The following is a 26,744-nucleotide window of genomic DNA, read 5'->3' on the forward strand; positions in this document are numbered from 1 at the left end:
TTAGGGGACATTTCTATTTCGCTCGCGAGGGGACATTATCACTTCGCTTCAACAGGGGCAGATCCTGTGGCGAGGCCCGTGTGGATGCCTCGGCGAGGCGCCCCTACCTAAGTACTGCTGTTCGGAATTACGACGACGTATCTGGAGTAGCTCGGACCAAGCAATCCCCTCTCCCCGCACGCGGGGGAGAGGGGATTGCTGTTACGGCTTTCCAATCAACGCGGAAGACTGCAGCTCGGTCTGCCCCGGCATCGGGACGGACGGTACCGGCATCGAGCCCCATTCCAGGCTGGCGGGCATGAGCGATTGCGTGGAGGCCATGAGCTCCGTCCAGGTCAGTGCCTGGCCCGTGTACGCCGCTTCGCGGCCAAGGATCGCGGCCACGCTGCTTTCGGTTACCTGCTGCAGCTCGTTCAGTGGCTTGCCGGCGCGGATGCTGTTGATGAAGTCTGCGTGCTCCTGGACGTACGCGTTGCCCAGGTCCGTGCTCACGGAATCTTCGAGCTTCCACGGCTGTTCGCCGGTGATGTAGTAATTCGGCAGGACGAACGCCGTGCCCCTCGTGCCGACGAATTCGTTCGCCACTTTCTTGTCGGTACCATCCTGCTGCCGGCACATCAGCATGCAGTGCGCCCCATCCCCGAATTCGTAATCGACCGCGAAGTGATCGTAGATGTGGCCGAACAGCGGGTCCGTGCGTACCTGGCGGCCGCCGAGCGCGACCGCGGCGACAGGCGTGCCGAACGCCCACACCATCGCATCGACGTTGTGCACGGCCTGTTCGACGAGGTGATCGCCCGACAGGTACGTGTAGTAGTACCAGTTACGAAGCTGATATTCGAGATCCGTCCACTGTGACTCGCGCGGATAGCTCCACAGCTCGCCGGTGTTGTAGTAGCAGCGGCCAGCCACGAGCTTGCCAATGGCGCCATCCTGAATGCGCGTCAGCGCCTCGACGTACGGCACGAAATGGCGATACTGCGTGCCGGCCACCAGGCCGAGCCCCTTCTTGTCGATCTCCGCGACGCTCTCGAGGTTCGCCTTCGCGCCAGCGACGTCAACGCATACCGGCTTCTCCGCAAAGACATATTTGCCGGCGGCCACGGCCGCCGCGATATGCAAGGGACGGAAGCCGGGCGGTGTCGCAAGGATGACGTAGTTGACGTCGGTGGCCAACAGCTTCTGGTAGGCGTCGAGCCCCACGAACACATGATCGTCTTTGACGTCCATCTTGCTCGCGGGGGCCTTCTCGGTGAGCACGGCGCGCGACCGCTCCAGCCGGTCCTCGAACACGTCCGCGAGGGCGATCAGCTTCACGCCTTCGGCGGCTGCCAGCACGTTCATGGCTGCGCCGGTGCCGCGTCCGCCGCAGCCGATCAATCCGACGCGGATTTCGTCACTCCCCGCTGCGTACAGACCTGGAATGAGGTCGCGCCGCACGGCCACGGCCGCTCCGGCGGCAGCCGTTGTGGCGGTGCGCAGGAAGGTTCGTCGGGACAACCTGGTCTCACGGCGATCGTGTTGCTCACGTGTCATCTGCTTCCTCCAACTCTCGCGTCTATCGCACGTCGTGGCACGCGGCCCGACGCCGCCGTCTACCTCTTCATATCCGGGCTATCCTCAGTGATCGCGGACTTGAAATCTTTCAAGTCGGACTGCTCCTCCACTGCGCGGACGACGCGAAAGCCGACGAAGATCGCGTCCGTGTGCCACCAGATACTCTGAGGGAGCTGTGGATCTTGGCGACTCCAGGCCGGTTCTGAGCTGCGGCGTGCGGCGCTCCGGATGTGCGCCGCATCATCCTCGAACGATCCGCCGCGTACGACGTGCGGGTAGCGAGCATCGCTCGGTACGAACACGGGATTGATCAGCCCGTTCGGGCCCGCGCGCTCCCGCTGCTTGGCAAGCGAGGCATAGCGTGCAGCGTCATATTGATCCAGTATCCACTCCGCAACGTTGCCGTGCATGTCGTAAAGGCCGAACGGGTTCGGCTTCTTTGTGCCCACCTTGTGTGGCGCCCCGTCCGCGTTCGCGGCATACCATGCTACATCGGCTAGCGAGCTCTCCTCCGGCCCCGACGACCAGGGCGTCGTCGTGCCCGCGCGCGCAGCGTGTTCCCATTCCGCTTCTGTCGGCAGGCGATACGTGCGTCCAGTCCTGGCTGACAGCCAGCGGCAGTATTCCGCGGCCGCGTGCCAGGTCATGCCGATCGCCGGCTGCTTCCCCTTGCCGAAGCCCCACGACTCGTCCACATACGGCGGGGTGGGCTTCGACACCGCGTCGGCGGTCGTGGACGCCGGGTCCGCCGCCGAGCCCGCTCCCGGCAGGCGCTTCGCGAACCTGTAGCGGTCGAACTCGTCCCACGTCACTTCATGTTTGCCCATCCAGAACGGCTCGATTCTGACCTCGGCCTGTGGCCCCTCATCTTCGCCCCGGCCAGGCTCGTTGGCCGGGCTCCCTATCGTGAAGCGGCCGCCCGGGACAGGGACCATGTCGAAGCTGACGTTCGTGTCCGGAATCGTTTCCGTGTAGGGCTCGAAGGCGACAGCGCTCCCGGGAGCGGCGGTTGTGGCTTGGAAGGCCGCGTCACCTGCGGGCGCTGTGCCGTGCGAACCGCTGCCGGTGTCTGCGCGACGTGCTGCCGCTGGAACGATGCTCATCGCAAACAGGAGAAGGGACAACCGGAGCGTCTTGCTCATTCTTCGCTTCATTTCTCGTCCCGCCCGATCCGCGCGTGTAGCACCTCATCTGCCCAGTCGTAGTCCTGGATCATGGCTATCCAGTATAGTTCGCACAGCCCAGACCCGCGATGGCGACCAGCAGGAGCAGCAGGCCGCCGTACAGCCGCCTCGTAGACGCGCGTGGAGCATCGCGCCACTCTCCCGTCATTAAGCCAAGAAGGTTCGCGGTTGCGACCATCACGCTCATCAGGATGGCCCACCCCAACGACGGTCCGAGCGCGCCCATCCGGAGGGCGCCGGCGCCATAGAAGACGAACCCTCCAATCCAGACGGCCCCCATCAAGGCGCCGTAGAGGTAGTACGCCCCCGTTCGGGCGAGGCGAAAATTACCTACCGTTCGGTTCTTCGCGAGCAGCCAACCAGCGTAGCCGGCGTTGCACAAGAACATTGCCGAGGTGAGCAGCGACCACACCGGCATGGCCGCCCAATTCTGCGACACGCCGCGTTCCCGAAACGCATCGATGAGATCTGTGCCGAAGGCAAAGCCGATATTCCCGCAAGCGGAGAGGAGCCCGGACGCAACGCACAGGGCGAGACCTCGCAGATAGCGCCGGTCCTCGGTCGCTTCCGTTCCGTGCTGCCAACGGCCCGCGAACGAGCAGACCACGACGCCGGCGAGCATGACGGCAAGCGAGATCAACGTGAGGAGCAGGCCGATGGGCGACGGGCGGTACTGAAATAGCAGCAAGGGAACCAACGCGCCAACCGTCGCGGCAACGCCGAGAATCACCGCAAATCCCAACGCCATCCCAAGGGCCGTGACCCCCAAGCCGAAGGTGACCGCCCCCGTTCCCCACCCCAGGCCAAAGAGCAGAATCAGCAAGACGCTTGCGGTCGGTGCTTGCGCGTATACCTGAAAGACCGCCGGAACGGCCACCAACACCACCAGCCACGGCAAGAGCAGATAGGCCGTCGACGCAAACACCAGCCAGGTATTCTCCCAGGCCCATTGCCGGGTCCATTTCATGGGCAGCATGAAGCCGCCCTGGCACACGCCACCCGCAATCACTGCCAGCAGGCCGAGCCCGTGCACGTCACTCATGGCATTCCCCGGCGAGGAGCCCTTTCAATAAGCCCCTTCAACGAGCCCACACACGCGTCGATATCGTTCTCGTCATTGTAGAGATGGACCGATGCTCGTACGCGGCCATCACCCGCCCAGACGACGATGCCCCGCTGCTCGAGCGCCGCGCGCACGGCAGCAGGCCTCGAGTGCGCGAACGAGACGATCCCGGAGGCGTGCTCAGGATGCGGCGGCGTCAACATGCAGGCGCCGGTCGCAGCAACGCCCTCTCGCAGTCGGGCCACGAGCGGCCTCAGGTGGGCGCTGATCGCCGCAACACCAACATCGATCAGAAAGCGGAGGCTCGCACGGAGCGCGTAGAGCGCAGGAAAGTTCGGCATGCCAGCCGTGAGGCAGGCTGCCCCCTCCTTCAGCACGTAGCGATCGAAGCGATCGCCTGTAAAGCAGTCCGGCACCGAGTACCACCCGATGCCACGCGGCTCCAGGCGCTCCCGCAGACGAGGCGAGACGTATGTCACGCCAACGCCATGGGTGCTCATCAACCACTTGAAGCTGCTCGAAAACAGAAAGTCGATGTCTCCGACCGCCACCGGGCAGCGGCCCAACGCTTGCGTCGCATCAATCGAGAGGATCGCGCCAGCCTCGCGAACCCTCTTCGCGAGCTGCGCCACCTCGGCCAGATACGCGCCAGTCTTGTAGCTCACCAGACTGAGAGACACGAGCTTCGTCCGCGCAGTGATGCAGCGAAGGATGTCGTCGAGCCGCAGCGCGCCGTCCATGCTCTCGACAACTGTCACCTCTACCCCCTCCTCGCGCAGCCGCAGCCACGGGATCACGTTCGAGGGAAACTCGAGGTCGCTGATGATCACCTGGTCTTCAGCGCGCCAGTGGAGCGAGTTGAGCAGCGCGAGCAGGGCATCTGAGGCCGAGGGCAGGAAACAGACGTTCGCCGGAGCCGTGCCGAGGAGCTGAGCGGTCAGCGCTCTCGCCTCCTCTTCCACCGCATGAAAGTGCCGGCGGCCGGGCGTGCCCAACTCTTTGTGCGCGTGGTAGGCGGCCAGCGCCCTCTTGGTCTCCGGCACGGGCAGACCTTCCGCCGCGGTGTCGAGATATACGTCGCGCACCGCACGCGGAAAGAGATGTCTATAGGGGCCAAAGCCGGCCGTCACGCGAAGCGCTCCATGAGCCGGAGATAGATCTCGAAACACCGCTCGAGCTGATCCACCTCGACGAACTCATCGACGGTATGTGCGTGGTCAATGCTCCCGGGCCCCAGAATCACACTGGGGAAGCCTCCCGCAGACAGCTTGCTTGCGTCACTCCCAAAGACCGCCCCCGCTGGCTCGTCGTTCAAGCCGACCTCGCGCAACGCTGATGCAACGGTCTCGACGATCGCCGCCGTGGCAGGGGTCTCGAGCGGATAGTCCACCACGAACGGCGGTTCGACGTGCACCTTCAACTCCGGCTCGCGCTCGATGATGCGATGGACGAGGGCGCGATAGTGGGCGAAGACGGTCTCGGGCGCTTCGCCCGGGATCACACGCCGGTCGATCTCGATCGTGCAGCGGTCGGGAACGATGTTGACTTGTGTGCCGCCGTCGATGCGGCCCACGGTGAGCGTCGGGCTCCCCACGAGCGCATGTGCGTGCCGCTCGAGCTCGCGCGAGTCTTCCTGCAACGCGACCAGCAGCCGTGCCATGCCATCAATGGCGCTCACACCCAGATGCGGCTTCGAGCTGTGAACGGCACGGCCTTCGACCGCGACCCGCCACCGCAAACACCCTTTGCTCGCGATCACCATGCGGAGCTCGGTGGGCTCCGCTACGATGGCGGCAGCCGCTCGCAGGCCTTGCATCAAGCGCGCCACGCCGCGAAACGTGTGCTCTTCGTCCACGGCGGAGACCACCCACATCTCGGCCGGCGGCGTGATCCCGTGCTGGCGCAGGGACGCGAGCGCGCACATCATGGCGGCGAGCCCGCCTTTGTCGTCGCATGCGCCGCGGCCATACACGCGGTTGCCTTCACGGCGCGGCTCGAAGGGCGCCGCCATCCGCTCGACGCCAACGGTGTCGCAGTGCGCCTCGAAGAGTAACCGGCGGCCCGGCGTCTTGCCCGCTAAGATGCCAATTACGTTGGAGCGGCCCGGCTCGAGCTCTTGCCGCACGACTTCAATGGAATGGCATCGGAAGAACCTCTCCACATAGGCCTGGATCGCCTGTTCGGGGCGCCCTCCTGGATAGGAAGGATTGATGCTGTTGATAGCAATCAGGTCGCCGAGGACCTCCACGAGTTGAGTGCAGTCGCGCATCTACCTCCAGTCCTGAATCTCCTCGTCCCGGCCAGCGGCGGCGGATTTGGTCAGCGCGAGCGCGACGCGGACCGCATTGCGCGCCTCTACGGGTCTGATCACCTCGGGTTTGCGTCCGACCCGCACACAATCGCAGAAATAGGACAGCTCGTCACGAAGCGCACCGAAGGCTGCACCACGGATCAACGGGTTGTAGCTGACGTCGGGAACGGCGAAGCCATCGGACGTCCAGTAGCTCAACGGAGGCGGAAAGGTGCTCAGGTTGGCTGCGCCACGTGCCCCCATCAGATGGAAGGCATCGTCCAGGACGACCCCACCGCGGTCCTCGAGCAGCCACGCGGCTTCCACGACGCCCACCGCGCCCCCCTCGAACTCGATCACGCCCCAGAACGCGTCAGGATGCGCCCCCTCGTCTATCGTGCGCTCATAGCCGCGCACGCGGCGCACCGGTTGCCCCGCGTACCACAGCATCAGATCGATGTCGTGAACGCAGTTGACATGCGCAGGATGGACGCGGCTATAACGGCCGAGCAGCGACCGAGGCCGGTTGCGGCGCGCTTGCATGGAGATGACCCGCCCGAGCCTACCGGAGGCGACCTCTTCGCCAAGCGATGCGTATCTCGTCTCGAACCGCAGGATGTGACCGACCATGAAGACCAAGTCGGTCTTCTCGAACGCATCGATCATGCGGTCGCATTCGGCGATATCGAGCGCCAGGGGCTTTTCCACGAAGACGTGCTTCCCAGCTTCATGCGCCAGCAGCACGGGCTGCGTGTGGAGGTGCTCGGGCGTGACAACGTCCACCGCGTCTGCCTCCGGATGCCGGCAGAGCTCCGCCATGGACGCGCACACGGTTGGGACGTCGAACACGCGAGCCGCGGACTCGGCCCGCTCACGGTCGATGTCGTAGACGGCCACTACGCGCACGCCGCCCACGACTCGCAGGGCCTGCAGGTGGCTTTCGGCAAACGACCCGCATCCCGCGACGGCCAGGCGTACCTCTTGCACGTCAGCCCTCTCTCCCTCGGCGTCTAGCCTCTTGACGATCCGTGGTGCCGCAGCACGCGTTCCTGTATGTTGGGATCTCCTCGCGCAGCGTCTTTCTCAGCAGCTCGAGCTTTTCCTCGATCACGAACGGCTCATACACGTAGTCTCTTTCCATTTGATAGCCGAGCCGCGAGTCCCGCTTGGCTGCCTCCAACGATGATTCGGTGCGGCTAATCTCATCCGCAAGGATCGCCTCCATTTCATCGAGCATGCCCCGCTTTGCAGACTGTTCCTCCGCTGTCATCAGCCGAAACCGCAGGTCCTCGAAGTCGAGCATGGCCACGGTGCTGCGAAGCATGCGTTGCATTTGCTCCACGATCAGCACCTCGCGAAAGGCATCTCTTCGCTTCGCGTCAGGTGTCCCCATCGCTGCCTTGCGGTAGCTCCTCAGTCCCTTCTCGAGGCGATCGGCTGCTTCGGTCAGGTGGCGTGTGAATATGGGCAAGACCGATATATCTTCGAGCTTCTCGGCGGGCTCGATGCGGGCGACGCCGGATCTCACTCGCGCGTATGTTTCCGCCTGGTTCACCTGATTGGAGAAGTCCGGATAGAAGAGCAGAAAGCGGGGAACATACGGCCAGCGCGGATTGATGTTCGCTCGTCGATGAGTCATCCACTTCTGTTGATCCCACCAGGAGTGTTCAATCGTCATGGTCCGCCGACGAGGCTCCTGAAAGAAGAACGGGTTGGCAACCGCGTTGTTGGTTCCAGGCGACGGACCGGTATCGACGACCGACTTGATGGCCTCGCTGAACTCGCGCCAGGCTTGGAGCACCAAGTCAACAGCCTCTTCACCAAAGTCACGGCGGGCGATCCCTCGAAGCAGCTCGGCGAGCGGCGGGGCATCGGTCCAGCAATACCAGGCCCTCACTTCGGTCATGAAGTTTGGCTTGTAGCCGTTGCTCCAACTCTCGTGTGTTCCGTCTACGCCGTATTCTTCCAGTGCCTCATAACGCCGGTGCCATTGAAACGGGGTCGGCAGGTAAGGCGTGGTGCCGAACTGCCAGCTCGCAAACGTGTCGGCTTTTGTATAAACCTTCATTCCCCGTCTCTTCAGCTCTTTGATCTGAGCCTGTGTGACTTCTGCTGGGCCGATCTGGTTCAGGGAGTAATCGCGCAAATAGCCGGTCAGACCGCCCATGTCGAAGCTCTTGCCGTTTTCCCACGTGAGCAGCGGAATTGTGGCCTCAGGCATGATGCTCATCACATACGCCTTCAAGGCTGCCTGCTGAGGTCGGAAGTCAATGTTGTATTCCCACGGCACGATTTCGATATCGGAGTCGATGCGATGGCATTCTTCGGCAACGATTTCGACGCCTCGCGTCCATTGGCGGGCCCACTGCTTCAGGTCGGTGTCGCCCTGGCCGCCGGCGCCGAACCATTCATCGAAATAGAAGCCTTCGGTGAGCAGGATGTACCCGGCGATGTCTGGAAACTTCGTCACGATGTCTCTGACATGTGATCGCAGACCCTGCTCGTTCTCTGGCGTGCCGGTGTAGCGGTAAAGGATAGGCGTATAGACCTTGATCCCAAATCGCGCGGCTCGCGTGAGGAGATCGTTCATCCGGGCCTCGGTCTGTTGGCGTATCCCATCGTAGTGCGGCGGTCCTTCGACCCCGTTGGGATTTGCATAGACCGACGCGTAGATGGCGTCGAACCCGTCATGCGCCAGCCTGGAGAGATACGGATCCGGCCATTCCATCCATCCCACCCAATTGAGGACCATCCGGGTCTGGTAGAGGCTGTGACGAACGGTATCCAAATCGCGGGGAAGCAACGGGGCCTCCCTCAGGTTCATGCGCGACTCGAGGTTATAGAGGGCGTAGGCGGCCCCCCTTTCACCAAAGCCACACACCACGATCTGATCTGGGGTGACCCTGATTCGGTAATCCTTGTCAGCCCTGAGCTTCGACGTGCAGTCGGGCGCCTGCTGTGCGGTCACGACGATGATGCCTGGTTGCAGATCCATCTCGCGTCCGGTCATCGGTCGGCGAGACAGCTTCGCCGTGACTCCCATCGACGTCCGAAGATAATCGGCAAAGTCTTCCGCGGCATGCGTCAACACCTGGCCCGCGTCCTGTGGAATCCAGACGCTCCATCCCTCCGCCGGAACTTCGAGCTCACCGGGGCGAGGCGTTGCATTGGCCGCTCTGCGGTATCTGTGAACCGGCGTCTCTTTGAGGACAGCGTGGTAAGTGTATGGCTCCTCTGGCTCCAACACCTGGACCATCTGAGCTTCGAATTCCGGGCCCGACGGCAGTTGCCCCAGGGCAGCGCCTGCAGAAACGAAGAGGGAGACCAATAAGAGCGTCACGCGTCTCAACAAGATTTGCCGTGAGCACATGGAACCTGTTCCTCTCGTCGTCGGATGGGCCGTCTGCGGTGGCGAGGGCACGTAGCGCGCGGTCTTTAGACCGCGCGGTCAGAAGATGAACCGTAGCTCGACGTTGATCTGACGGGCTGGACGCGCGCTGCCGATCCGCCCAAAACTGGTGCTTTGGAGATTGGTCACAGGGTTCCCCCACTGGGTGTGATTCAAGGCGTTGAAGAAGCTGGCGATGAACTCCATCCTCGTGGTGCCAGACACCGGAAAGACCTTCCCGATCCGAAGGTCGAGATTGTTGATTCCCGGTGCATTGATCAGGCCAGCGGACCCGGTGCCAAATGTTCCAAAGGCTGGCTGCGCGAAACAGCTCGTGTTGAACCACTCGAATCGATCCTCAGGGGCGTCGGTCAGATCGCAGCCGGGCAAGCGATCGGCGAGTTGGTCCTCGAGAGCGCTGCCGGTATTGTCGTTGGTGGTGACGGTGAGCGGCGCGCCGTCTGAGAATTCTGCCTTCCCGCTCAGATTCCAGCCCCCAAAGATCTGATCCATCACACCACTCAGCGGGAATGTCCGACCGTACCCCCACGGAAGCTCATAGGTCCACCCGGTGACGGAGCGGACCGTCGGCACGAAATTCGACCGACCGGCCCACAGATCGAAATTGCGAAAGTCCATGTTGCCGCGGTCACTGTTGATGACACTGATGCTGGACGACAGATTCTTGGCCCACGTCAGGCTGGATCGCACCGTCAGCCCGCGCCATTGGCGGTTTGTGACACCAAAGGTGGCCGAGTGGTACTTCGACCATCCCCACGGGACCCAACTGTCAATCCGTCCCCACCCCGGGAGCGGCCGACGCTCTTGGAGCGGGACGTCTGCCAGATCGCCTTGCGGCAAGAGAGGAGCATTCAGGTCAACCCACTGATTGTTGTGTTCGGTGCGGGATCCCAGATAGTCAAGGTTCACCGACCACCGGGCGTGAATGCGATGCTGCACGCTGAGCGACCATTGATAGACGGTCGGGGTCTCATATTCTCGCTGACCGAGGACACGCGGCGTGGCTGGCGGATCCTCGAATGCCTGGGGAATCGCGGTTGGTTCCGCGGCCGGAAACAGATTGCGGATGTTGATCGACGGAAGCTGCTCACCCTGGTCGACAATCTGAAAATTCCTCAAGGTGAAGGGCGACCCTGCCTGTTGCATATCCGACATGTTGTTTGTGTTGAGATTACCGGCATAGAAGATCCCGCCGCCAGCCCGCACCACGGTGTTGTCGCGCGGCCGGAAAGACAATCCGATCCGTGGTCCGAGATTCCCGGCCGGGTTGTCATATCCATGCTCGGGAAGGGTGCCGCTTAGGGCCGCGTTCTTGCCGAAATCCGTGGCCTGGTCGAACACATCGAGAGGATTCTCGAGCGCAAAGAGCAGTTGACCGGGGGGCGTGAAATCGAATCCGGTCGCGGCATGACGACGATGGCGCCACGGGCTCCACGTCTCCCAGCGCAGGCCCAGATTGAGGGTCAGACGGTCGTGAACCTGCCAGCTATCCTGGATATACGCCGCCCAGTAGGTCTGCCGCCCGGCCCACTCCACTTGCCTGAACTCGATATTGGTCTCGACCGGGAAGCCTAACAGCATGTCCGCGAAGCTCAGCCCGCCCGTCGGGAGCCCGGCCGCCTGTTGGGCCGCCTCGCACCGTGCATCGCCCTGCGGGCAGGCGCGGGTAAAGGCGTTCTCAAATGCCAGACGCCCCTTGTCGGACGACTGCTGCGGGAAGAACAAGCGCCGCTCCGTGAGCTGGAAGCCCGTCTTGAACGCATGCTTGCCTTTGGTCCAGGTGACGTCATCCTTGAGCTGATAGGTATTCTGAACCGGTCTCCAATTGAAGAGCGCCGAGGTGCCGACGGAAAAGTCCTGGTTCTGCAGGAGCGGGCTCCCGCCGAGAGTAGAGGTGTTGGCGATACCGGCCAAGCCCGCCACATCTGGAACATCCAGGGGACGGCCGATGCCCCATCGGGGACGCGCGTAGGACACGGACAGATCATTGATGAGCGTGGGACTGACGACTTCGCTCCAGTTGACCACGGTATCGTGGCTGCTGCTTGGCGTCGCCTCTCCCGTCAGCGGTCCCAGCAGGCCCACTCGCGCTGCGTCGCGCCGCCCGTACGTATACCGGCCCCAGATGGCTGTGTCCGCGCTCCGGTGCCAATCGAGCCGCATGCTGAACTGGTCCTCGTCGATCGTGGTCCGCGTCGTCCCTGAGAACTGCGGCATGCCATCGATGACCGTATTGGGCAGAGGCGTGAATTCCAGGATCTGTTGGATGTGTGGGGAGATCAGCTCGGCCGGAATCCGGTTATCCGAGAACGGTGTGCGCAGCCCCGTGGCGGGGTCGAACTCCAGCGGATTGAAGAGCTGCGGCGCCGCCTGCGTCCCGCCCTCCGGCGCGGGCAGCACGGTCTCCGAGAAGTCGCCTTGACGTTCTGCGGCGGTGGGGACTCGAGCATTGCTCTGGACCGCCTGGCGGAGCCGCGACCCCTCATGATTCGCAAAGAAGAAGAGTCGGTTCTGCAGGATGGGTCCGCCCAGCGAGCCCCCCCACTTGTTCCGTTTGTATTCGGGCAACGTCTCACCAGCCAGGTTCGTAAAGAAGTTCTTCGCGTCGAGATTGTCGTTCCGGTGCTCCCAGAACCCTTCACCCTGAAAGGCGTTGCCGCCGCTCTTCGTGATGATGTTGACGGCATTCGCTCCGTTGCCGAACTCGGCGCTCATGCTGCCCGTCTGCAGCCGCAGCTCTTTCACCATCGCGGAGGAGAGAACATTGACGTTCTGGCTGTAAATGGCCAACGACGCGTCGGACCCATCGATCGAGACATGCGACGAGGAGTCGCGCTGGCCGCCAGCCAGCACGCCCGAGGACTCGAAGCTGCCGGCCGCGCTCACCCGCCGCAGGGAGTGCTGGCCAAAGGTCAGATTCCCCGTGCTCAGATATTGAGGCGAGGTATTGGGCGCCAGGGCCAACACATCAAAGTAATTGCGCGATTCGGTGGGCATGTTGTCCACCAACTGCTCGTCGATGGTGGTCGCCAGCTCCGCCGTCGTCGTATTGAGCAGCTCCGCCCCCGCTGCCGAGATGGTGATCTCTTCACTGACGTCGCCCAGCTCCAGGCGAATATCGACCTCCGCTGGGATCGCCACCAGTGCCTCCCGATCGGTAATCACCGCGGGCCGAAAACCCGACAGCTCCGCCCGGATCGTGTAGGTTCCTGGCTGCAGCGACTGAAACGAATAGTCCCCGGCGTCATTCGTCACGCGCTCCCGGCTCACGCCGGTGGCCTGATGCACAATGGTCACCGTTGCACCAGGCAGGACGGCGCCCGTGGTGTCCCGCACCGTTCCCATAATCGCTGTCGTCGTCTGGACCTGCCCGTAGAGCGTCGTCACACCTCCCGCGAAGCCCCAGACGCTCCACAGGACCCCTACCAGGACAAGACGGTACATCTTCCTTCTCCCCAAGTTGCCAAGGCGCGAGCGAGCGCCTCGTCCCCACGACACTGTGGGAACGCTTCATGACCGGGCCAACGAGCGTTCCGCCGCGCACACCGCCCACTGCGCACTCGCGGACGTTGCGACAACATTCCGCCATGAGGTTTGCAATGCGTTGCGAGCATAGCCAAGGATTATCGTTTCCCACAATTAGAATTGTTGGACGATAATTGTCTCGAATTGAGACACATTAGATATTCGACGTTTGGAAGAAGATTCGCGTTGATATCATGGGGAACCGCATTCAAGCATGACAAGGACAACTGTTCCAATCGCGTCCGCGGCGAGGATACGTGATATGAAGAAACAACAAACCCGTCGAGATTTTCTCAAAACCACAACGCTGGCTTCGGCCACCGCGGCCTCCTTCACGGCGTCCAGTTATGCGCAGATCGTGGGGGCCAACGATCGGATCAACGCGGCCCTCATCGGGTGTGGAGGTATCAGCGAATCGCACCTTCGCGCCCTCCTGGGCATGCGCCAGCAGAACAACGTGAACATCCTCGCCGTCTGCGATGTGTACGAAACACGCGCCCGGAACTTTCAGGATCAGATCTGGACGGTGGGGGGCAAGGCGCAACTGGTCAAGGACTACCGCAAGATCCTCGATATGAAGGAGGTGGACACCGTCTCCATTTGTACGCCGGAGCACTGGCATGCACGTCAGGCTCTGGACGGCCTGGACGCGGGAAAGCATGTCTACTGCGAGAAGCCGATGACCCATACGGTGGAGGACTCCCTCGCCGTGGCCGACAAGGTCAAGCAGACGGGATTGAAGCTCCAGGTGGACGTCCAGGGCATGAGCGACGACAGCTATGCCAGCGCGTACGAGGCCATCCAGGCGGGAAAGCTGGGTCCCATTGTGGCCGCCCAAATCGACTACGTCCGGAATTATCCCGCCGAGCGCGGTCCCTGGCGAACGGGCGTCGATCCGAATCTCCCCAAGCCTCCGGACTTGGACTGGGAAGCCTGGCTGGGACCGGCGCCCAAGCGGCCGTGGAGCGCCCCGCGCTATTACGAGTGGCGCAACTACAAGGACTATTCGGGTGGGGTTGCCACGGATCTGTTCGTCCATCGGCTGACGCGCATCCTCAAGGCCTGTGGCCTGACCTTCCCCTCACGCGTGGCGGGCATGGGAGGGATTTACCTCTGGAACGACGGTCGAGAGCTGCCGGACAACTTCGAGATGCTCGCGGAATACCCCGCTGTGAAGAGTGTCACCCCGGGAATGACGGTTCACATCCTCGGAACCATGGCCAACGGCCGGAAGATCGACCACCTCATTCGAGGCCACAAGGCGACCTTGATCTTCACGTCGGACGGCTGGGAGATCGTGGATGAAGAGTCGGGCGAAGTCGTCGAGACTCACAAGAAGACCGGCGCCGAAAATATTCCTCTTCACTACCGCAATTTCCACGCGGCCATCCGCCAGGGCGAGGCCTTGAACTGCCCCGCCAGCTTGGGGCTGTACGGCGTTGTCGCCGTGGCAGGCGCCAACCAGTCCTGGTTCGAGCGGCGCCTGCTGACGTGGGATGCGGCTACACGCAAGTGGACGTAGGCGGAAGCGCCGATGAACCTCGCGCATCCACACGAACCGGGGCGGGCACACTCGCTCGAGGGACGCGTCGTCGACACTCACGTTCACGTCTGGACGTCGGACGTCCAGCGCTACCCTCTGGCTCCCCGTTGGACGATGCGCGATATGGACCCACCGAGCTTCACGCCGGAAGAGCTGTTGACGCAGTGTCGTCCGGCGGGCGTCGGACGAATCAACCTGGTCCAGATGTCCTTCTACGGAGACGACCATCGCTATCTGCTCGACGCCGTGGCTCGTTATCCGCAAGTCTTCGCCGCCACGGGCCTTTTACCCGACGTCGTCTCCGAGGACGCCCGCCCGCTCGAGCGCATACGGGAGCTGTGGGCGTCCGGCATCCGCGCCGTTCGACTGGTCGGCGGCAGCCTCGAGCGCCGAGGGAAGGACTGGATGGCGCACCCGCACTACGAGGCTCTCTATCGCTTTGGGGCGGAGCAGCGCGTCATCCTCAGCTTTCAAGTCAATCCGGCGGATCTCTCCGAAATCGACCGCCTCTGTCGTCGATTTCCAGACACGCCGGTGCTCATCGATCACGTGGCGCGAATCGGCCTGGACGACACAGACGTCGACGCGGCGATCCGGATGCTTTGTGATTGTGCACGTCACCGGAGCATTCGCGTCAAGCTGGGCGCGTTCTATGCTCTCAGTCGGACCGGACCGCCCTATCTCGATCTCCTACCACTCATCGAACGAGTCGTCGCATCGTTCGGACCTGAGCGTTGCATGTGGGAGTCCGATGCCCCATTTCAAACTCAGGGCCCGCATGACTACAACTCGTCGCTGAGCCTCATTCGTGATCATGCGCCTTTCCTGTCTGAATCCGACAAGGAGCAGATTCTTTGGAGGACGGCCGAATCGCTCTTCTTCACCGGGGTCTAACGCTGGCGTCCCTCTTGACCGCGCGGGATGCCGAATAGATCGCCAGTGATCAGATCAGACTTGGATCCGCCGCCTTTCCACAGATCCCACTTGGGATCCGTGTGGCGTTGGAAGAAGACAGACAGCTTTTGCTGGAGTCTCGACCGAATGGCTGCGGTTTCGGGGTCTCCGTACAGGTTGAGCCGCTCTCCAGGGTCGTTCTGAAGGTTGTACAGCTCGTTCGGCTCCTGGTGAATACGTTCGATGTACTTCCACTCATCCGTCCGTATGGCGCGGACATTTTCGAACTCGAAGTACACCTCGTTCTCCCAGGCCACCGAACGACCCTTCAGGACATCTTCCAGATTCCGACCCGGGCGCCGTACGCCTGTCGCTGAAATCCTGGATTCCAGATCGAGATAGTGCAACAAGGTCGGAAACAGGTCGTAGTTGCTGACCAAGAGATCGCTGCGCTGATTCGCGGGAATCACCTGCGGGTGCCGCAGGATCAGCGGGATCGAAAATGTCCAGTCGAACGCCGTGAGCGGACGCGTGTGGTCGCCCATGCCCCAGAAGCCGCTGTGGCCGCCGGAGAGCCCCTGGTCGGCCATGAAAATCACCAGCGTGCTCTGCTCGAGACGCAGTCTCTCGAGCGTTTCCAGTATTCGCCCAACGCCGTCGTCGATGCCGCTCACCTCGGCCGCGTATTTACGACGGACCTGCATGTTGTCCATCCACTCTCCATAGTTGTAGTTCCAGGGATGGGGAGCATCGCGGGGCATGGACGGCAAGCGATGGTCCGCAAATCGTGAGGCGTGCCGGTTTCGGATCGGCTCCTCCATCGCCTGCCCGAGGCCATACGGACCGTTATACGCCAAGTAGAGAAAGAACGGTCGGTCCTTGTTCTCTTCGATGAACGCCACACCATGGTCGGTCCAGAAGTCGGTCAGATAGGACGGCTCGACACGAATCCGGCCATCTTCCACGATCTCCTGATCGTAGAATCCTGCACTGCCTCCTTCGGGCTTGGTCACCCAATACGTGAAGCCTTCCTGTGGGTTGAGGTTAGCCCCCAGGTGCCACTTGCCAACCAGTCCAGTGATGTAACCGGCGTCGGCGAGGATGCTCGGGAGCGAGTCGAGCTCCTCGATGGTGTTATAGGCGCCGGGTCCGATCTGCGCTCCCCCTCGCCCGAGGTACCGATGCACGCCGTGCTGCGAGGGCATCAATCCTGTCAAGAGGGTCGCGCGGGTCGGCGAGCACACAGGGTTGTTGGCAAACGCCCTGGTAAAGAGGATGCCTTCCCGGGCGAGCCGGTCGATGTGCGGTGTGCGAATGTCCTCGTTCCCGTATGCGCCGAGCGTCCACGCCCCGTGATTGTCGGTCAGAATCAAAACGATGTTCGGGCGGCTCGGCTTCGCGCTGCCTTGCGGGACGAGCCGCGGCGCGACGACTGTGGTTCGATCCGTTGCCGTGCCGCCGATAGGCGCGGCGGCCGATTGTATCTGGACGACACACAAGCAAGAAACGCTCAGACAACACAGTCGTCTAGCCGTCGGTGTGCTCATGTTACCAACCGATTCGGAGCTTCAGCTGCAGCTTTCGTGAACCGTGCTTCTCGGCCATCCACTCCGGAATCCCCTCGAAGAGCTGACCGGTATCCGGCGTCGAGATGTTGTTTCGAGGATTCCCGAAATGGGGGTGGTTGAAGAGATTCGACACCCCGATCGTCAGGGTCGCGCCAACACCCCGGCCAACGTCCAGGCTCTTGATCAGGCTGAGGTGATGCACGTTCAGCCCAGGACCCACGAGAACATTCGGAGCGCTGTCGCCGAAGCGCCCCGCCGGGGGGACGACGAAGCAGCTTGTATCGAACCATCGCTCGATCGTGCGCTCGCTCCTGGACAGGTTGCCGCCGCATACGCGATCTGGCAGGCCGCCGAAGGTGTTCGTGTTGGACGGATCCGAGCCGGAGAAGCTCGGCGAGAAGTGGGTGCCCGTCGAGAGATAGCTGATCGTGCCCACGCTCCAGCCGCCGAGGAGCTGCTCTACCAGACCCGACGCGTCGCCGAGGTATCTGCGGCCTCGCCCCCAAGGCAGCTCGAACGTCGTGGTGACGACCCCCTGGTGCCGGCGCGTGTAGTTGTCGTTGGCCCAGTGAGAGGTCACGTCGTACGGGTTCTGCGGATTCGAGAAGTTCGTCAGGCTCGAGGCCCACGTGTAGTGCGCCGTCAACGTGAACCCGCGGGAGCGCCTGGTGGCTTCGAGCTGCAGCGCGTTGTAGTTGGCAGCGCCGTCCTCACGGATGGCGCTCGCGTTCACGAACTGCGGAAACGGGCGGTCGGACGGATCGAATGGGTCCGGGCCAGGCTGCGGCTTGTTGATGTTCAGCGTGTAGTTCAGGCCGCGGCTCCGCGAGCCGATGTACGAGGCGCGAAGGCCCAGCGCGCCGATCTGCCGCTCCAGCGAGAGATTGAACTGGTGGATGGTGCCGTTGCTCGTCTCCAACGGATACCCGGTCACGCTCTGCGACGGAGTCTCGGCGGCCTCGAGCGTGTCCGGGAACGGATTCGGGAACGCGAACAGCGGCCGTCCGTCTTCGATGCCATTGAAATACGTCTCGCTGATCTCGAACGGGCCGCCGCCCTGCGCCCGCGAGAAGTAGGCGATACGCTCGGTGAACGCCCCATAGCCCCCTCGCAGCACCCAGTCCTCGGCAAAGCGATAGGCCACGCCGAGGCGGGGCCTGAAGTTGCCCAGGTCGGCCTCAGGAACGACCTGCCCTGTGACGATGTTGATCGTCGATGGATAGAGCGGGCTGATCCCCGACAGGGCGCGCTCCGGGACCACGACGTTTCCGGTCCCTGGATCCCAGTTGTACTGGAGACCATCCTTATAGGTGGGCGAGCTGAAGTAGTCCCAGCGCAGCCCATAGTCGAGCGTGAGCCGCGGTGTCACCTTGAACGTGTCCATGACGAACAGCCCCAGCTCGTACTGGGACTGTTCCCGAGGCGTCAACGGATCCAGACGTGTGCTCTCATTGGGGAGGCCCAGCAGGAAGTCGGCGTAGGCGACACCGGTGAACGACCCGTCGAAATCGAATTCGCCGAACGTGCCATCTCTCACGAGCGCGTCGAAGTCGTTGTATTTGAAGGCCTGCGCACCGAACTTCAAGACGTGGCGGTCGATCGCCCAGGTGAGCGTGTTCTCCCATTGAAAGTCGAAGTGATCGTCCCGCACTCCCCCAGCCGTCGTGCTCAGGCTCGAGAGCCCGCTGATGTCCATGGCCGGGAAGCCCTGGGCGCTCAGTCCCCGCGGGTTGACACCCTGCAACGCGATGGCCGCAACGGCTTCCTGTCCCTGGAGGGGATTCCACCCGTCTACTTGCTCACCATCGATCATGTAGTTGCCATTCCATCCGAAGCGGAAGGTGTTGACGAGCGCGGAGGAAAAGATGTGGGTGTTCGAGAGGGCAGCTTTCGAATAGCTCCGTTTACGGGTCCAGGAGAACGCCGGCAGGTCCGCTGCCAGCACATACGGAACGTTGTTGAAGTGGTGGCGAAACGTAATCGTATTGGTATCGCTGAGCTGATGGTCGATGCGATAGGAGACGATATCCGTCTTGAACTTGTCGCTGGGATAGGCAAAATCGAAGCCCAGATTGTTGGTCAGCGTCCCCGGATCTCCCAGGTTCGGTTCCGGGATATAGCGATCTTGCACCTGGAGCGACGTGGGGTTCAGACGTCCAGACGGGATGACGTTTCCGGGAAACGGCTGGCCGGTCACGGGATCGCGGAGCGTCTGTGACAGCTGCGAGAAATCGCCTTGCCGCATACCTGTCGTCGGGACGCTGCTGCGCTGAAACGACCCCTTGGGGAAGCGCTCTGAGAACCATGCGCCGTAGAAGAATGTCTTGCTGCGAAAGATCGGACCCGACGCCTCAGCCTGCCACTCATGCATGAGAAAGGGCGTCTTGTCCGGATCGAAGAACTCCCGCGCGTTCACTCCCGAGTTCACGTGCTTGTACCACAGCTCACCGTGAAAGGCGTTGCTGCCGCTCTTCGAGATGGCGTTGAAGCTCGCCACGCGCGACTGATCCGCCGTGTTGTTCACGGTGGTGACGGCCACCTCCTCGTACATGTTCATGTTGGCACCTTGATTGCCCGTACGGTCATTCGCGATGCCATCGTAGGAATCGGAAATCTGACTCGTCGTCTGCCCGCTGATTGAAACATTCCAGCCGTTCCCCTGGACGCCTGGAAGTGTGCTCAGCATGGAAAGCGGTCCGGGATAGATGTCGACCAGCGGGGCATCCTTGTACGTCTCGCCGGTGACAGCGGTGGTGATGGAGCCGCTCTCGGTTGTAATCACCCCTGCACCCGCTTCGACGAGCACCTCCTCGGTCGCGCCACCGACCTCCAGCAGGATGTCGATGCGGCGGATCTCGCTGGCTCGAAGCACGATGCCGTCCGCGACGTACGTCTGAAACCCGGAGAGCTCCGCCCGCAGGCGATACATCCCCGGCTGAAGGTCGGCAGCCTCGAAGTTGCCATTCTCATCGGAGACGACGGAGCGGGCCTGAACGTTGGTATCCACGGCCGTCACGGTAATCGTCGCCCCAGGGATGACGGCACGCGTTGCATCCGCGACCGTGCCACGGATGGTTGAAAGCGAGGACTGTGCGAGCAGCGTCTCCGCGTCGAGACCAAGGAGCAGGAATGCGCCGACGCAGAACGACCCCACGAGCTTCACCCACCAGCCGGTGGATGTCGGCGTCACTGTGGCTGACATGTCTCCCCCCTCCATCCAACTTCCCTCACGTCCAGACGCTGGCTTGCCCAGCCGAAGCGAGCGTAGGCGGGGGCCCCAGCTGATGCGTGTTGCCTGCTTCGTGGCGGTCACCGGCGGCCACGACGTAGGGGATTCAATCGAGTTAATGTAGCGATTTATTTATAGTCAAGTCGTTCCTCGAGATCAAGAGCGATTTATGACTGCTCTCGCGGCCCCCGCGATGAGCGACCAAGCAGTCGCGTACGAAGACCAGGTCATGTATCCCTATACGGCGGAGCCAGGAAAGGCGGTACCCTCATGCAATGGTTGTCCTCCGGTGTACGCAGGGGCTCCTCCTGAGACTGAAACAGTTCCATGATGTGCCCCCCGTCGAGTCCACCACCCGGCTCGGCGACTGGTACGGGAACATCCTCTGACGCGACGCTGAAGCCGCCGGCGGAATATGAAGCACGTTATTGTGAGCGGGCCGCAGTGGCCTGAGTCACATTAACTGCTCTCCGAGATTCCCGGTACGATTCAGTCGGCTGAGGATTTACCTCCGTCAGCGTGGCGTCTAGCTGTGCTATAATCCACGGCACAGCTACCTACGAAAGGTCCCGGGGAGGAACCATTCATGGTGCGAGTGTGCGCCGTCGTCGTCTCCGGGGTGCTCGTCGCAGGATGTGGGCAGTCCGCCCCAGATGCCCGCGAAAGCAGCAGCGCTCCCGCCGATCCGACTTCACAGTATTTCGACGATTCCGGACGTGACGATGTCCTTGCAGGCGGCGTGAAGATGATCCCGATCACCACGCCTAAAGGGACGTTTCGCGTCTGGACCAAACGCGTCGGCAACAATCCGCGCGTCAACGTGCTGTTGCTGCACGGCGGATCCCGCACTTCTACACCGAGCACTTCCTCCGCATGCCGCCCGATCAGTGGCCCGATCCGGTGAACCGCGCGTTTGCCCATCTGAACCACGCGATCTACGTACCGCTTCAAGGACCGAGCGAGCTGGGCGTTAGCGGCAAGCTGGAAAACTGGGATCGCTCGGCCGATCTCAAGAGAATAGCCGTGCCAACGCTCGTCATCGGCGCCAGGTACGACACGATGGACCCGAGCCACCTGGAGATGATGTCAAGGCAGGTCCAGCGCGGTCGGTATTTGCACTGCCCGAACGGCAGCCACATGGCGATGTATGACGATCAAAAGATGTACTTCGAGGGGCTGATCAAGTTCGTGGCCGACGTCGACGGTGGACGCTTCTAACGGTAACCGACATACGGCAGCGGCGCCCTCGAACGGCAGACACCATCCATTCGAGGGCGCCGCCTACTGGTCGCTCCGACTTCCACCAGTGACTGTCAGGACGCCGGCTGCGCCTCCTCTTCGAACGGGCGCACTTCGCACTCACCCTCGAACGTCGGCCAGTGCCTTATTAGCTCCTTGTGGCCGGTCGGTCCAGGTCAGCTTGCGGGGCCGCCTGGGTATCGGCCTCTATTCTGACGTCGATCCGGGCGCGGCGAAATCGACACGCGACCGATAGCCGTCATGCTCGCTGTGCAGGCTGGTCGTTACCCTTCAGCTTGTGGCGGAGCGCCCTCATGACGCGGTGGGTGGTTTCTATGTCCTTGACCGACAGTCCGTCCGACAGGCTGTTGATCCAAGGAGCCTGCAGGCGCATGGCGGCGTCGAACGTCTGGCTTCCCTTCTTGGTCAGAACCACGAGCTGTGCCCGCCGGTGATGCGGGTTCGCCTCGAATGCAACGAGGCCGCTTCTGTGCAGGTCGTGGACGATTCGCTGCACGTTCTGCCGGTTGGCGCCCAGGTTGCGGGCGAGCCAGGCGACCGGCTGTGGGCGGTCGGCGGCGACGATGGCGCCGAGGATCTGCCAGCGGGCGCTCGTCAGCCCCAGCCGCGCCACCAGTCGATCGCCGGCAGTCAGCATCAGGTTGTTCAGGCTGAATAGGTCGAGGATAAGGACCGTCAGTGCGTCGCCGGCCGCCGTCCGCTTGGCCTTCGTCATAGTCACTATAGAACCATATTGACATGATAATGTCAATCTGTTATTGTCTTGATGATGTCATATTGACATCATTCAACCATTCTAAGGAGCTTGTCATGTCGCTACTACGCCCATTGGACCCTGCCTTCCCGATCGAACGTCAGCTTGCCGTCGATGCCACCCCTGTCGTGCTGGTGAACGTCTTCGTGCTCGATAAAGCGGACGAGCCGACCTTCCTCCAGGCCTGGCAGGACGATGCGCTGTTCATGAAGCAGCAGCCGGGCTTCATCAGCACCCAGCTTCACCGCGCGATTGGCGAAAGCCCGACGTATCTCAACTATGCCGTCTGGGAATCGACCGCCGATTTCCGGGCTGCGTTCACGCATCCAGAGTTCGTGGCGAAGCTCTCGGCGTATCCGTCCTCGGCCGTCGCTTCCCCGCACCTGTTCCAGAAGGTTGCAGTACCGGGGATCTGCGTCGCGTAGCCGAAGTCAGCCTGTAGGAAGGGCAGGCAAGTCATGTTGAAAGTCATCCATCCAGTGGCTGGAGGCGTCGCGCTCCTTACGATCGCGACCTTCTGGCTCTCCACGGCGGTTACCGAGCTGTTTGCCTCGCACGCGACCGTCACCATCGTCAAGACGGCCATCCCGTGGGGCTTCCTGTTGTTGATTCCCGCACTGGGGGCCGCGGGTGGGTCGGGCTTTACGCTGGGAAAGGGACGGAGGGGCGGGTTGGTCCGCGTGAAGACGAAGCGCATGCGGCTCATCGCCGCCAACGGCATCCTGGTGCTCATTCCCTCTGCGCTGTTCCTCGCGTCCAAAGCGAGAGCTGGCGCGTTCGACACGGGCTTCTACGCGGTGCAGGCACTCGAGCTCGTCATGGGGGCGGCGAACATCGCGCTACTCGGCCTCAACATGCGCGACGGCCTCAAGATGAAAGGCCGGTTCCGCCGCCGGCCGGCGCAATCGACGAGAAGAGCTCCTCCCGTTTTGAACTTCACGAGAATTGCGAAATCCCGGAACAACGGTGACACATCTACCTCTCTTCTCCGGGCGAAGTCTAGAGTGGAGAGGCGATGACGAAGCGAGCGCCGTCAGGCGGCGCATCCGCGTCCACGACGCGAAGCCGTTCTGGCTGCGACGCATCGGCGAGAAGCGCCAAAGCCGGACGAGCTCGGCATGGAACGCGGTGAGGCTCGGCCATTGCGGGGCACGCCGTAATAGCGCGTATGTCCCACGATGACCGAGCGCAGGTAGGCTCCCTGTGCAGGTACCGGTCGTCCAGCCATCGCCGTCGTGGGTAGCTACTCTTTCAACGTCTCCAACTTTCATCGATAGCACCGCGCCGGCTTCACCGGCGCACATAGGGCGGATGAAGGGCCTATCGGAAGGTGAACGGATCCTCGCTTATCGGACCCGCCCCCCACACGGCGTCTCAAACGAGACGCCGTGTGCTTCGTAGTCGTCCGCGCCCCAAGATGCCACCTCTTGGCCGCGCACACGCACGGAACCGGTGTAGCCCTCGAGAAGGCCAATGAGGATCTTCTGCGTGGTGGACTTGCCGGCGCCACTCGGTCCCAAGAAGCCGAAGATCTCTCCCGGCTCCACCGTGAAGTCCAGCCCGCACACGGCGGGCGTCTTTGCTCTGAGGTAGGTGAACTCGAGATCGCGAACACGGATCATGCGCTCACACCGAGACCACAAGGGTTAGATCGGGGCATCCTATCCTGACCATGCGGCCGTGTTGCGCGAGATTACGAGGCCAGGCTTCTCGAGTCACACCGTGCTCTTCGCAATGCGCGCGCTGCTGCCGAGCCTCAGGCCATCGGTCCGATTGGCGAAGTATCTCGCGTTGAGCGCGTTCGCATCGAAGTCTTCGACGCTGCCGAAGCCGGCCGCGTCCAGCTCACGTCTCAGGTCAGCCGGGTCGAAGAAGGTTTTCCAGGGTTCGCCCATCTCCCCCACGCGAGCGGCGAGACTCTCGCGGACGCGCCGGGCCGGGGGGCTGAGCGATTCAGACGGCAGGCTGTAGTCGAACACCACCAATGTCCCGGCCGGAAGCGATGCCACGTACTGGAGCGTGTGGCGAATCTCATCGAACGACAGATACGGCAACGACACCAAGCCAGGAGAAGAAGGCTGGCGCACGGCTATCGAAGCCCGCACGGGTCAGGGCCTCACCCAGCGAGGCCCGCGTCAGGTCCACCGGCACGAACGTGAGCGCCGATGGAACGGCGATGTGCGCACCGGCCAGGCGCGCCTGCTTCAGGGATTGCGTGACCGGATGATCCACCTCGAAGATACGAAGTGACACAGCAGAGGACGAGGTCCGACTCTAGGCGAACGGTATGGTACCAGCGAGGTCGCCTTCGCCTGTAGCAATCATCCACGACATCGCTGTCTCTGGCCGGAACGATTCACGGAGGGGCCGCGGTTGGCGACTTGATGGAGCTCGTATTCGAGACGATCGCCGTTACGGCGCTCTGCTCTACAATGAGAGAAGTGGCGAACCCGAATCGCCGGACTGTGGGAAATGCGATGTCGGAACTGTGGCGCGCTCGACACATGCTCGACGCAGCGGCGCAGGCCGCGGCGGCTGGCGACCTTGTGTCTGCCGATAAGCTGCTGCGAGACGCCGCACGCATTCAGGAAGCCGAGCTGGGCCGGCTCCATCCGGATCTCGCCAACACGCTGAACAACCTCGCCATCGTCGCCGAGCATCTGGGACGCGCGGACGCTGCCGAGACTTTCTATCGCCGGAGTGCGGCAATTGCGTCCGCGGCCAGCGCCCGCGTCACCACGCAGGCAGCGCCACCTCCGCGCAGGGCGTCGCGCTTGCTCGGATGGGGCGGACTCAGCGTAGGCGCCCTCGTGACTGCCGTGCTCCTCGCATGGCACCCGTGGTCCTTGCGCAACAGGTCGACGCCAGTACTGACGACAGAGTCCACGTCCGCGCGGGCCACAGAACCTGGGCTACGGCTTCTCACCGAGCCGGCTCCAGTCGAACGGGCAGAGGCGCCAACGCTCATATCGCGGCGGGACGACGAAGCACCGGGCACAGCGCCGTTATCTGGCGCCGTTACCCTGACGACTGCACGCCTGTGCCAGAGACTCTCGACGGGCGGCGCTAGTTGGCGATGCCATCCGGCACGTGACGCGGTAGAGCGAGGGCCACTGGTTCTCTATACACGTGTGAGGTGCGCACGCGATACCGTAGTCGTACATCGCTGGTATCGCGAGGATACGCTGCGGCTGTCCGTGAAGCTCACGATTCGGGCGAACGCGGCGGAGGGGTATCGCACCTACAGCCGGCCGACCCTGCACCGTGAGGGGCAGTGGAGAGTGGAAGTCAGGACTGTGGACGGCAACCTCCTACACGAGCAACGCTTCGCCGTGCAATGAGGCGCGTAGGAGATCTCATCGCGATCGAGCAGCAGAATCGGGCAATTGCCATTCCGCTTGTACGCGGGTGTACTCACTCTCCGGCAACAGGACGAAGATCGGGTACTCCTGGGGCCGCAGCCATGCCAGCAGGTCGAGCATCGCGGGCTCGGCCATCGCCGTGCATCCGACCGTGGGCGCTCCGGCGGCCCTCCACAGGTGCGCGAAGATGTAGCTGCCCGCCCCGGCCCGCCCGTCAGGGTTCTGCTCGACGACGAAGCCAAGCTTGTACAGCTGATCGCCGTCGGCATGGAGGTCGCGTCGCATCAGCTCGGTAGAGCCTGCGACAGCGCGTTCACCAACCTCGCGGGCATCGACGATGCGGTTGTAGAGGGGGGACGCGCTCACGTCGATGCAGTAATGCGATGCGCGCATGGACGGACGATAGCTCGCGGGCCGCGGGGTGAGCGTCCAACACGGGGTCGGCGACACTGATCGCCTTGTGCAGTGTGGTCTGCGCCGCGCTATGGCAGGCAGGCGAGCGATCCCGGCCGCCAATCAATCCGCAGCCGCAAACACATCCTTATGGCGCTCGCGCAGCGCGTTCTTCTGCACCTTCGCCATGGTATTGCGCGGCAGCTCGTCGACGAACACGACGCGCTTCGGCACCTTGAAGTCTGCGAGCTCCGCCTTGCAGGCACGGATCACGCCGGCCTCCTGCAGCGCACCATCCCCCGACGGCACGACGACCGCGACCACGCCTTCACCGAAATCCGCATGCGGCACGCCGATAACCGCCGACTCGACGACGCCGGGTAGACCGTCGATGAACAGCTCGATTTCCTTCGGGTACACATTGAGGCCGCCGGTAATCACGACGTCTTTCGCGCGGCCGACGATCGACACATAGCCGTCTTGATCGATCCTCGCCATGTCACCGGTATTGAAGAAGCCGTCGTCTGTGAAATCTTCGGCGGTCTTTTCCGGCATTCGCCAGTAACCGATGAAGACGTTGGGCCCGCGCACCTGCAGGTTGCCGATCTTGCCGGGAGGCAGGACCCGGCGCGCGTCATCGATGACCCGCACTTCGACACCCGGCAGCGGCGGACCCACGGTACCCGGGCGCCGCTTGCCGTCGAGCGGGTTCG

At 62.8% G+C, this 26,744-nt stretch carries 20 protein-coding genes and 2 pseudogenes; 6 read left to right on the forward strand and 16 right to left on the reverse strand.

What is annotated here, in order from left to right; translation table 11 throughout:
* Positions 1-201: 201 nt before the first annotated feature.
* The 8 genes from GEV06_22280 to GEV06_22315 all read right to left on the reverse strand — a co-directional run bounded on the left by GEV06_22280 (position 202) and on the right by GEV06_22315 (position 12,947).
* On the reverse strand, positions 202-1,536 hold the full coding sequence (locus GEV06_22280; GenBank protein MPZ20613.1) for a gfo/Idh/MocA family oxidoreductase: 1,335 nt from the start codon (positions 1,534-1,536) through the stop codon (positions 202-204).
* A 59-nt stretch (positions 1,537-1,595) separates the two neighbouring features.
* Positions 1,596-2,711, reverse strand: a complete 1,116-nt coding sequence (locus tag GEV06_22285) for an SUMF1/EgtB/PvdO family nonheme iron enzyme (GenBank protein ID MPZ20614.1) — start codon at positions 2,709-2,711, stop codon at positions 1,596-1,598.
* 64 nt (positions 2,712-2,775) lie between these two features.
* Positions 2,776-3,783, reverse strand: a complete 1,008-nt coding sequence (locus GEV06_22290) for a hypothetical protein (GenBank protein ID MPZ20615.1) — start codon at positions 3,781-3,783, stop codon at positions 2,776-2,778.
* On the reverse strand, positions 3,780-4,973 hold the full coding sequence (locus GEV06_22295; GenBank protein ID MPZ20616.1) for an aminotransferase class V-fold PLP-dependent enzyme: 1,194 nt from the start codon (positions 4,971-4,973) through the stop codon (positions 3,780-3,782). Before GEV06_22295 ends, GEV06_22290 begins: the two co-directional genes overlap by 4 nt.
* Complete coding sequence (locus tag GEV06_22300) at positions 4,931-6,073, reverse strand: ArgE/DapE family deacylase (GenBank protein MPZ20617.1); 1,143 nt, start codon at positions 6,071-6,073, stop codon at positions 4,931-4,933. Before GEV06_22300 ends, GEV06_22295 begins: the two co-directional genes overlap by 43 nt.
* The gene (locus GEV06_22305; protein MPZ20618.1) at positions 6,074-7,081 is read right to left on the reverse strand and encodes a hypothetical protein; all 1,008 of its coding nucleotides are present in this window, start codon (positions 7,079-7,081) and stop codon (positions 6,074-6,076) included. It abuts the gene before it with no gap.
* 1 nt (position 7,082) lies between these two features.
* Positions 7,083-9,434: a hypothetical protein gene (locus tag GEV06_22310; protein MPZ20619.1), complete on the reverse strand. Its 2,352-nt coding sequence runs from the start codon at positions 9,432-9,434 to the stop codon at positions 7,083-7,085.
* A 108-nt stretch (positions 9,435-9,542) separates the two neighbouring features.
* A complete protein-coding gene (locus tag GEV06_22315) occupies positions 9,543-12,947 on the reverse strand; it encodes a hypothetical protein (GenBank protein ID MPZ20620.1) in 3,405 nt (1,134 codons plus the stop codon).
* Positions 12,948-13,242: 295 nt separating this feature from the next.
* Between GEV06_22315 and GEV06_22320 the strand changes: the two genes are divergently transcribed.
* Both GEV06_22320 and GEV06_22325 read left to right on the forward strand, forming a co-directional pair.
* Positions 13,243-14,550 carry a twin-arginine translocation signal domain-containing protein gene (locus GEV06_22320; protein MPZ20621.1) on the forward strand — a complete coding sequence of 436 codons (1,308 nt, stop codon included), beginning with the start codon at positions 13,243-13,245 and terminating at the stop codon, positions 14,548-14,550.
* A gap of 12 nt (positions 14,551-14,562) precedes the next feature.
* Entirely contained in the window at positions 14,563-15,465 is a 903-nt protein-coding gene (locus GEV06_22325) for an amidohydrolase family protein (GenBank protein MPZ20622.1), read from the forward strand.
* Here GEV06_22325 and GEV06_22330 read toward each other — a convergent pair.
* Together GEV06_22330 and GEV06_22335 are read right to left on the reverse strand one after the other, a co-directional pair.
* Positions 15,462-17,012, reverse strand: a complete 1,551-nt coding sequence (locus tag GEV06_22330; protein ID MPZ20623.1) for a sulfatase-like hydrolase/transferase — start codon at positions 17,010-17,012, stop codon at positions 15,462-15,464. The two genes, GEV06_22325 and GEV06_22330, sit on opposite strands and share 4 nt — an antisense overlap.
* Position 17,013: 1 nt before the next feature.
* Positions 17,014-20,250 (reverse strand): hypothetical protein, encoded by a 3,237-nt coding sequence (locus GEV06_22335; GenBank protein ID MPZ20624.1) that lies wholly within the window; start codon positions 20,248-20,250, stop codon positions 17,014-17,016.
* A gap of 598 nt (positions 20,251-20,848) precedes the next feature.
* Here GEV06_22335 and GEV06_22340 point away from each other — a divergent pair.
* Positions 20,849-21,480 (forward strand): annotated as a pseudogene (locus tag GEV06_22340) (hypothetical protein).
* A gap of 280 nt (positions 21,481-21,760) precedes the next feature.
* Here the strand turns inward: GEV06_22340 and GEV06_22345 are convergent.
* Positions 21,761-22,237: a MarR family transcriptional regulator gene (locus GEV06_22345; protein ID MPZ20625.1), complete on the reverse strand. Its 477-nt coding sequence runs from the start codon at positions 22,235-22,237 to the stop codon at positions 21,761-21,763.
* 95 nt (positions 22,238-22,332) lie between these two features.
* Between GEV06_22345 and GEV06_22350 the strand changes: the two genes are divergently transcribed.
* Together GEV06_22350 and GEV06_22355 are read left to right on the forward strand one after the other, a co-directional pair.
* On the forward strand, positions 22,333-22,701 hold the full coding sequence (locus GEV06_22350) for an antibiotic biosynthesis monooxygenase (protein MPZ20626.1): 369 nt from the start codon (positions 22,333-22,335) through the stop codon (positions 22,699-22,701).
* Positions 22,702-22,734: 33 nt separating this feature from the next.
* Positions 22,735-23,172: pseudogene (locus GEV06_22355) on the forward strand (hypothetical protein).
* 450 nt (positions 23,173-23,622) lie between these two features.
* On the opposite strand, the gene GEV06_22360 reads toward GEV06_22355, so the two are convergent.
* From GEV06_22360 to GEV06_22370, 3 genes are all read right to left on the reverse strand, one after another.
* Complete coding sequence (locus GEV06_22360) at positions 23,623-23,898, reverse strand: ATP-binding cassette domain-containing protein (GenBank protein ID MPZ20627.1); 276 nt, start codon at positions 23,896-23,898, stop codon at positions 23,623-23,625.
* Positions 23,899-23,991: 93 nt separating this feature from the next.
* Complete coding sequence (locus tag GEV06_22365) at positions 23,992-24,330, reverse strand: hypothetical protein (protein ID MPZ20628.1); 339 nt, start codon at positions 24,328-24,330, stop codon at positions 23,992-23,994.
* Positions 24,308-24,529 carry a hypothetical protein gene (locus GEV06_22370; protein ID MPZ20629.1) on the reverse strand — a complete coding sequence of 74 codons (222 nt, stop codon included), beginning with the start codon at positions 24,527-24,529 and terminating at the stop codon, positions 24,308-24,310. Before GEV06_22370 ends, GEV06_22365 begins: the two co-directional genes overlap by 23 nt.
* 131 nt (positions 24,530-24,660) lie before the next feature.
* On the opposite strand from GEV06_22370, the gene GEV06_22375 reads away from it, so the two are divergent.
* Entirely contained in the window at positions 24,661-25,617 is a 957-nt protein-coding gene (locus GEV06_22375) for a DUF2914 domain-containing protein (protein MPZ20630.1), read from the forward strand.
* A 15-nt stretch (positions 25,618-25,632) separates the two neighbouring features.
* Here the strand turns inward: GEV06_22375 and GEV06_22380 are convergent, their stop codons facing one another.
* Together GEV06_22380 and GEV06_22385 are read right to left on the reverse strand one after the other, a co-directional pair.
* Complete coding sequence (locus tag GEV06_22380; protein ID MPZ20631.1) at positions 25,633-26,031, reverse strand: hypothetical protein; 399 nt, start codon at positions 26,029-26,031, stop codon at positions 25,633-25,635.
* A 123-nt stretch (positions 26,032-26,154) separates the two neighbouring features.
* Positions 26,155-26,744: AMP-binding protein (locus tag GEV06_22385; GenBank protein ID MPZ20632.1), on the reverse strand; the 590-nt coding region annotated here is incomplete at its 5' end.

Origin of the sequence: Luteitalea sp. (assembly GCA_009377605.1) — a bacterium.
Classification (GTDB): Bacteria; Acidobacteriota; Vicinamibacteria; order Vicinamibacterales; family Vicinamibacteraceae; genus WHTT01.

Excerpts from the sequence above, each read along its gene's own strand:
- GEV06_22280 (MPZ20613.1), bottom strand. The coding sequence starts at position 1,536 with ATGACACGTGAGCAACACGATCGCCGTGAGACCAGGTTGTCCCGACGA.
- GEV06_22285 (MPZ20614.1), bottom strand. The coding sequence starts at position 2,711 with ATGAAGCGAAGAATGAGCAAGACGCTCCGGTTGTCCCTTCTCCTGTTT.
- GEV06_22290 (MPZ20615.1), bottom strand. The coding sequence starts at position 3,783 with ATGAGTGACGTGCACGGGCTCGGCCTGCTGGCAGTGATTGCGGGTGGC.
- GEV06_22300 (MPZ20617.1), bottom strand. The coding sequence starts at position 6,073 with ATGCGCGACTGCACTCAACTCGTGGAGGTCCTCGGCGACCTGATTGCT.
- GEV06_22315 (MPZ20620.1), bottom strand. The coding sequence starts at position 12,947 with ATGTACCGTCTTGTCCTGGTAGGGGTCCTGTGGAGCGTCTGGGGCTTC.
- GEV06_22320 (MPZ20621.1), top strand. The coding sequence starts at position 13,243 with ATGACAAGGACAACTGTTCCAATCGCGTCCGCGGCGAGGATACGTGAT.
- GEV06_22325 (MPZ20622.1), top strand. The coding sequence starts at position 14,563 with ATGAACCTCGCGCATCCACACGAACCGGGGCGGGCACACTCGCTCGAG.
- GEV06_22330 (MPZ20623.1), bottom strand. The coding sequence starts at position 17,012 with ATGAGCACACCGACGGCTAGACGACTGTGTTGTCTGAGCGTTTCTTGC.
- GEV06_22335 (MPZ20624.1), bottom strand. The coding sequence starts at position 20,250 with ATGGAGGGGGGAGACATGTCAGCCACAGTGACGCCGACATCCACCGGC.
- GEV06_22345 (MPZ20625.1), bottom strand. The coding sequence starts at position 22,237 with ATGACGAAGGCCAAGCGGACGGCGGCCGGCGACGCACTGACGGTCCTT.
- GEV06_22350 (MPZ20626.1), top strand. The coding sequence starts at position 22,333 with ATGTCGCTACTACGCCCATTGGACCCTGCCTTCCCGATCGAACGTCAG.
- GEV06_22360 (MPZ20627.1), bottom strand. The coding sequence starts at position 23,898 with ATGATCCGTGTTCGCGATCTCGAGTTCACCTACCTCAGAGCAAAGACG.
- GEV06_22375 (MPZ20630.1), top strand. The coding sequence starts at position 24,661 with ATGGAGCTCGTATTCGAGACGATCGCCGTTACGGCGCTCTGCTCTACA.
- GEV06_22380 (MPZ20631.1), bottom strand. The coding sequence starts at position 26,031 with ATGCGCGCATCGCATTACTGCATCGACGTGAGCGCGTCCCCCCTCTAC.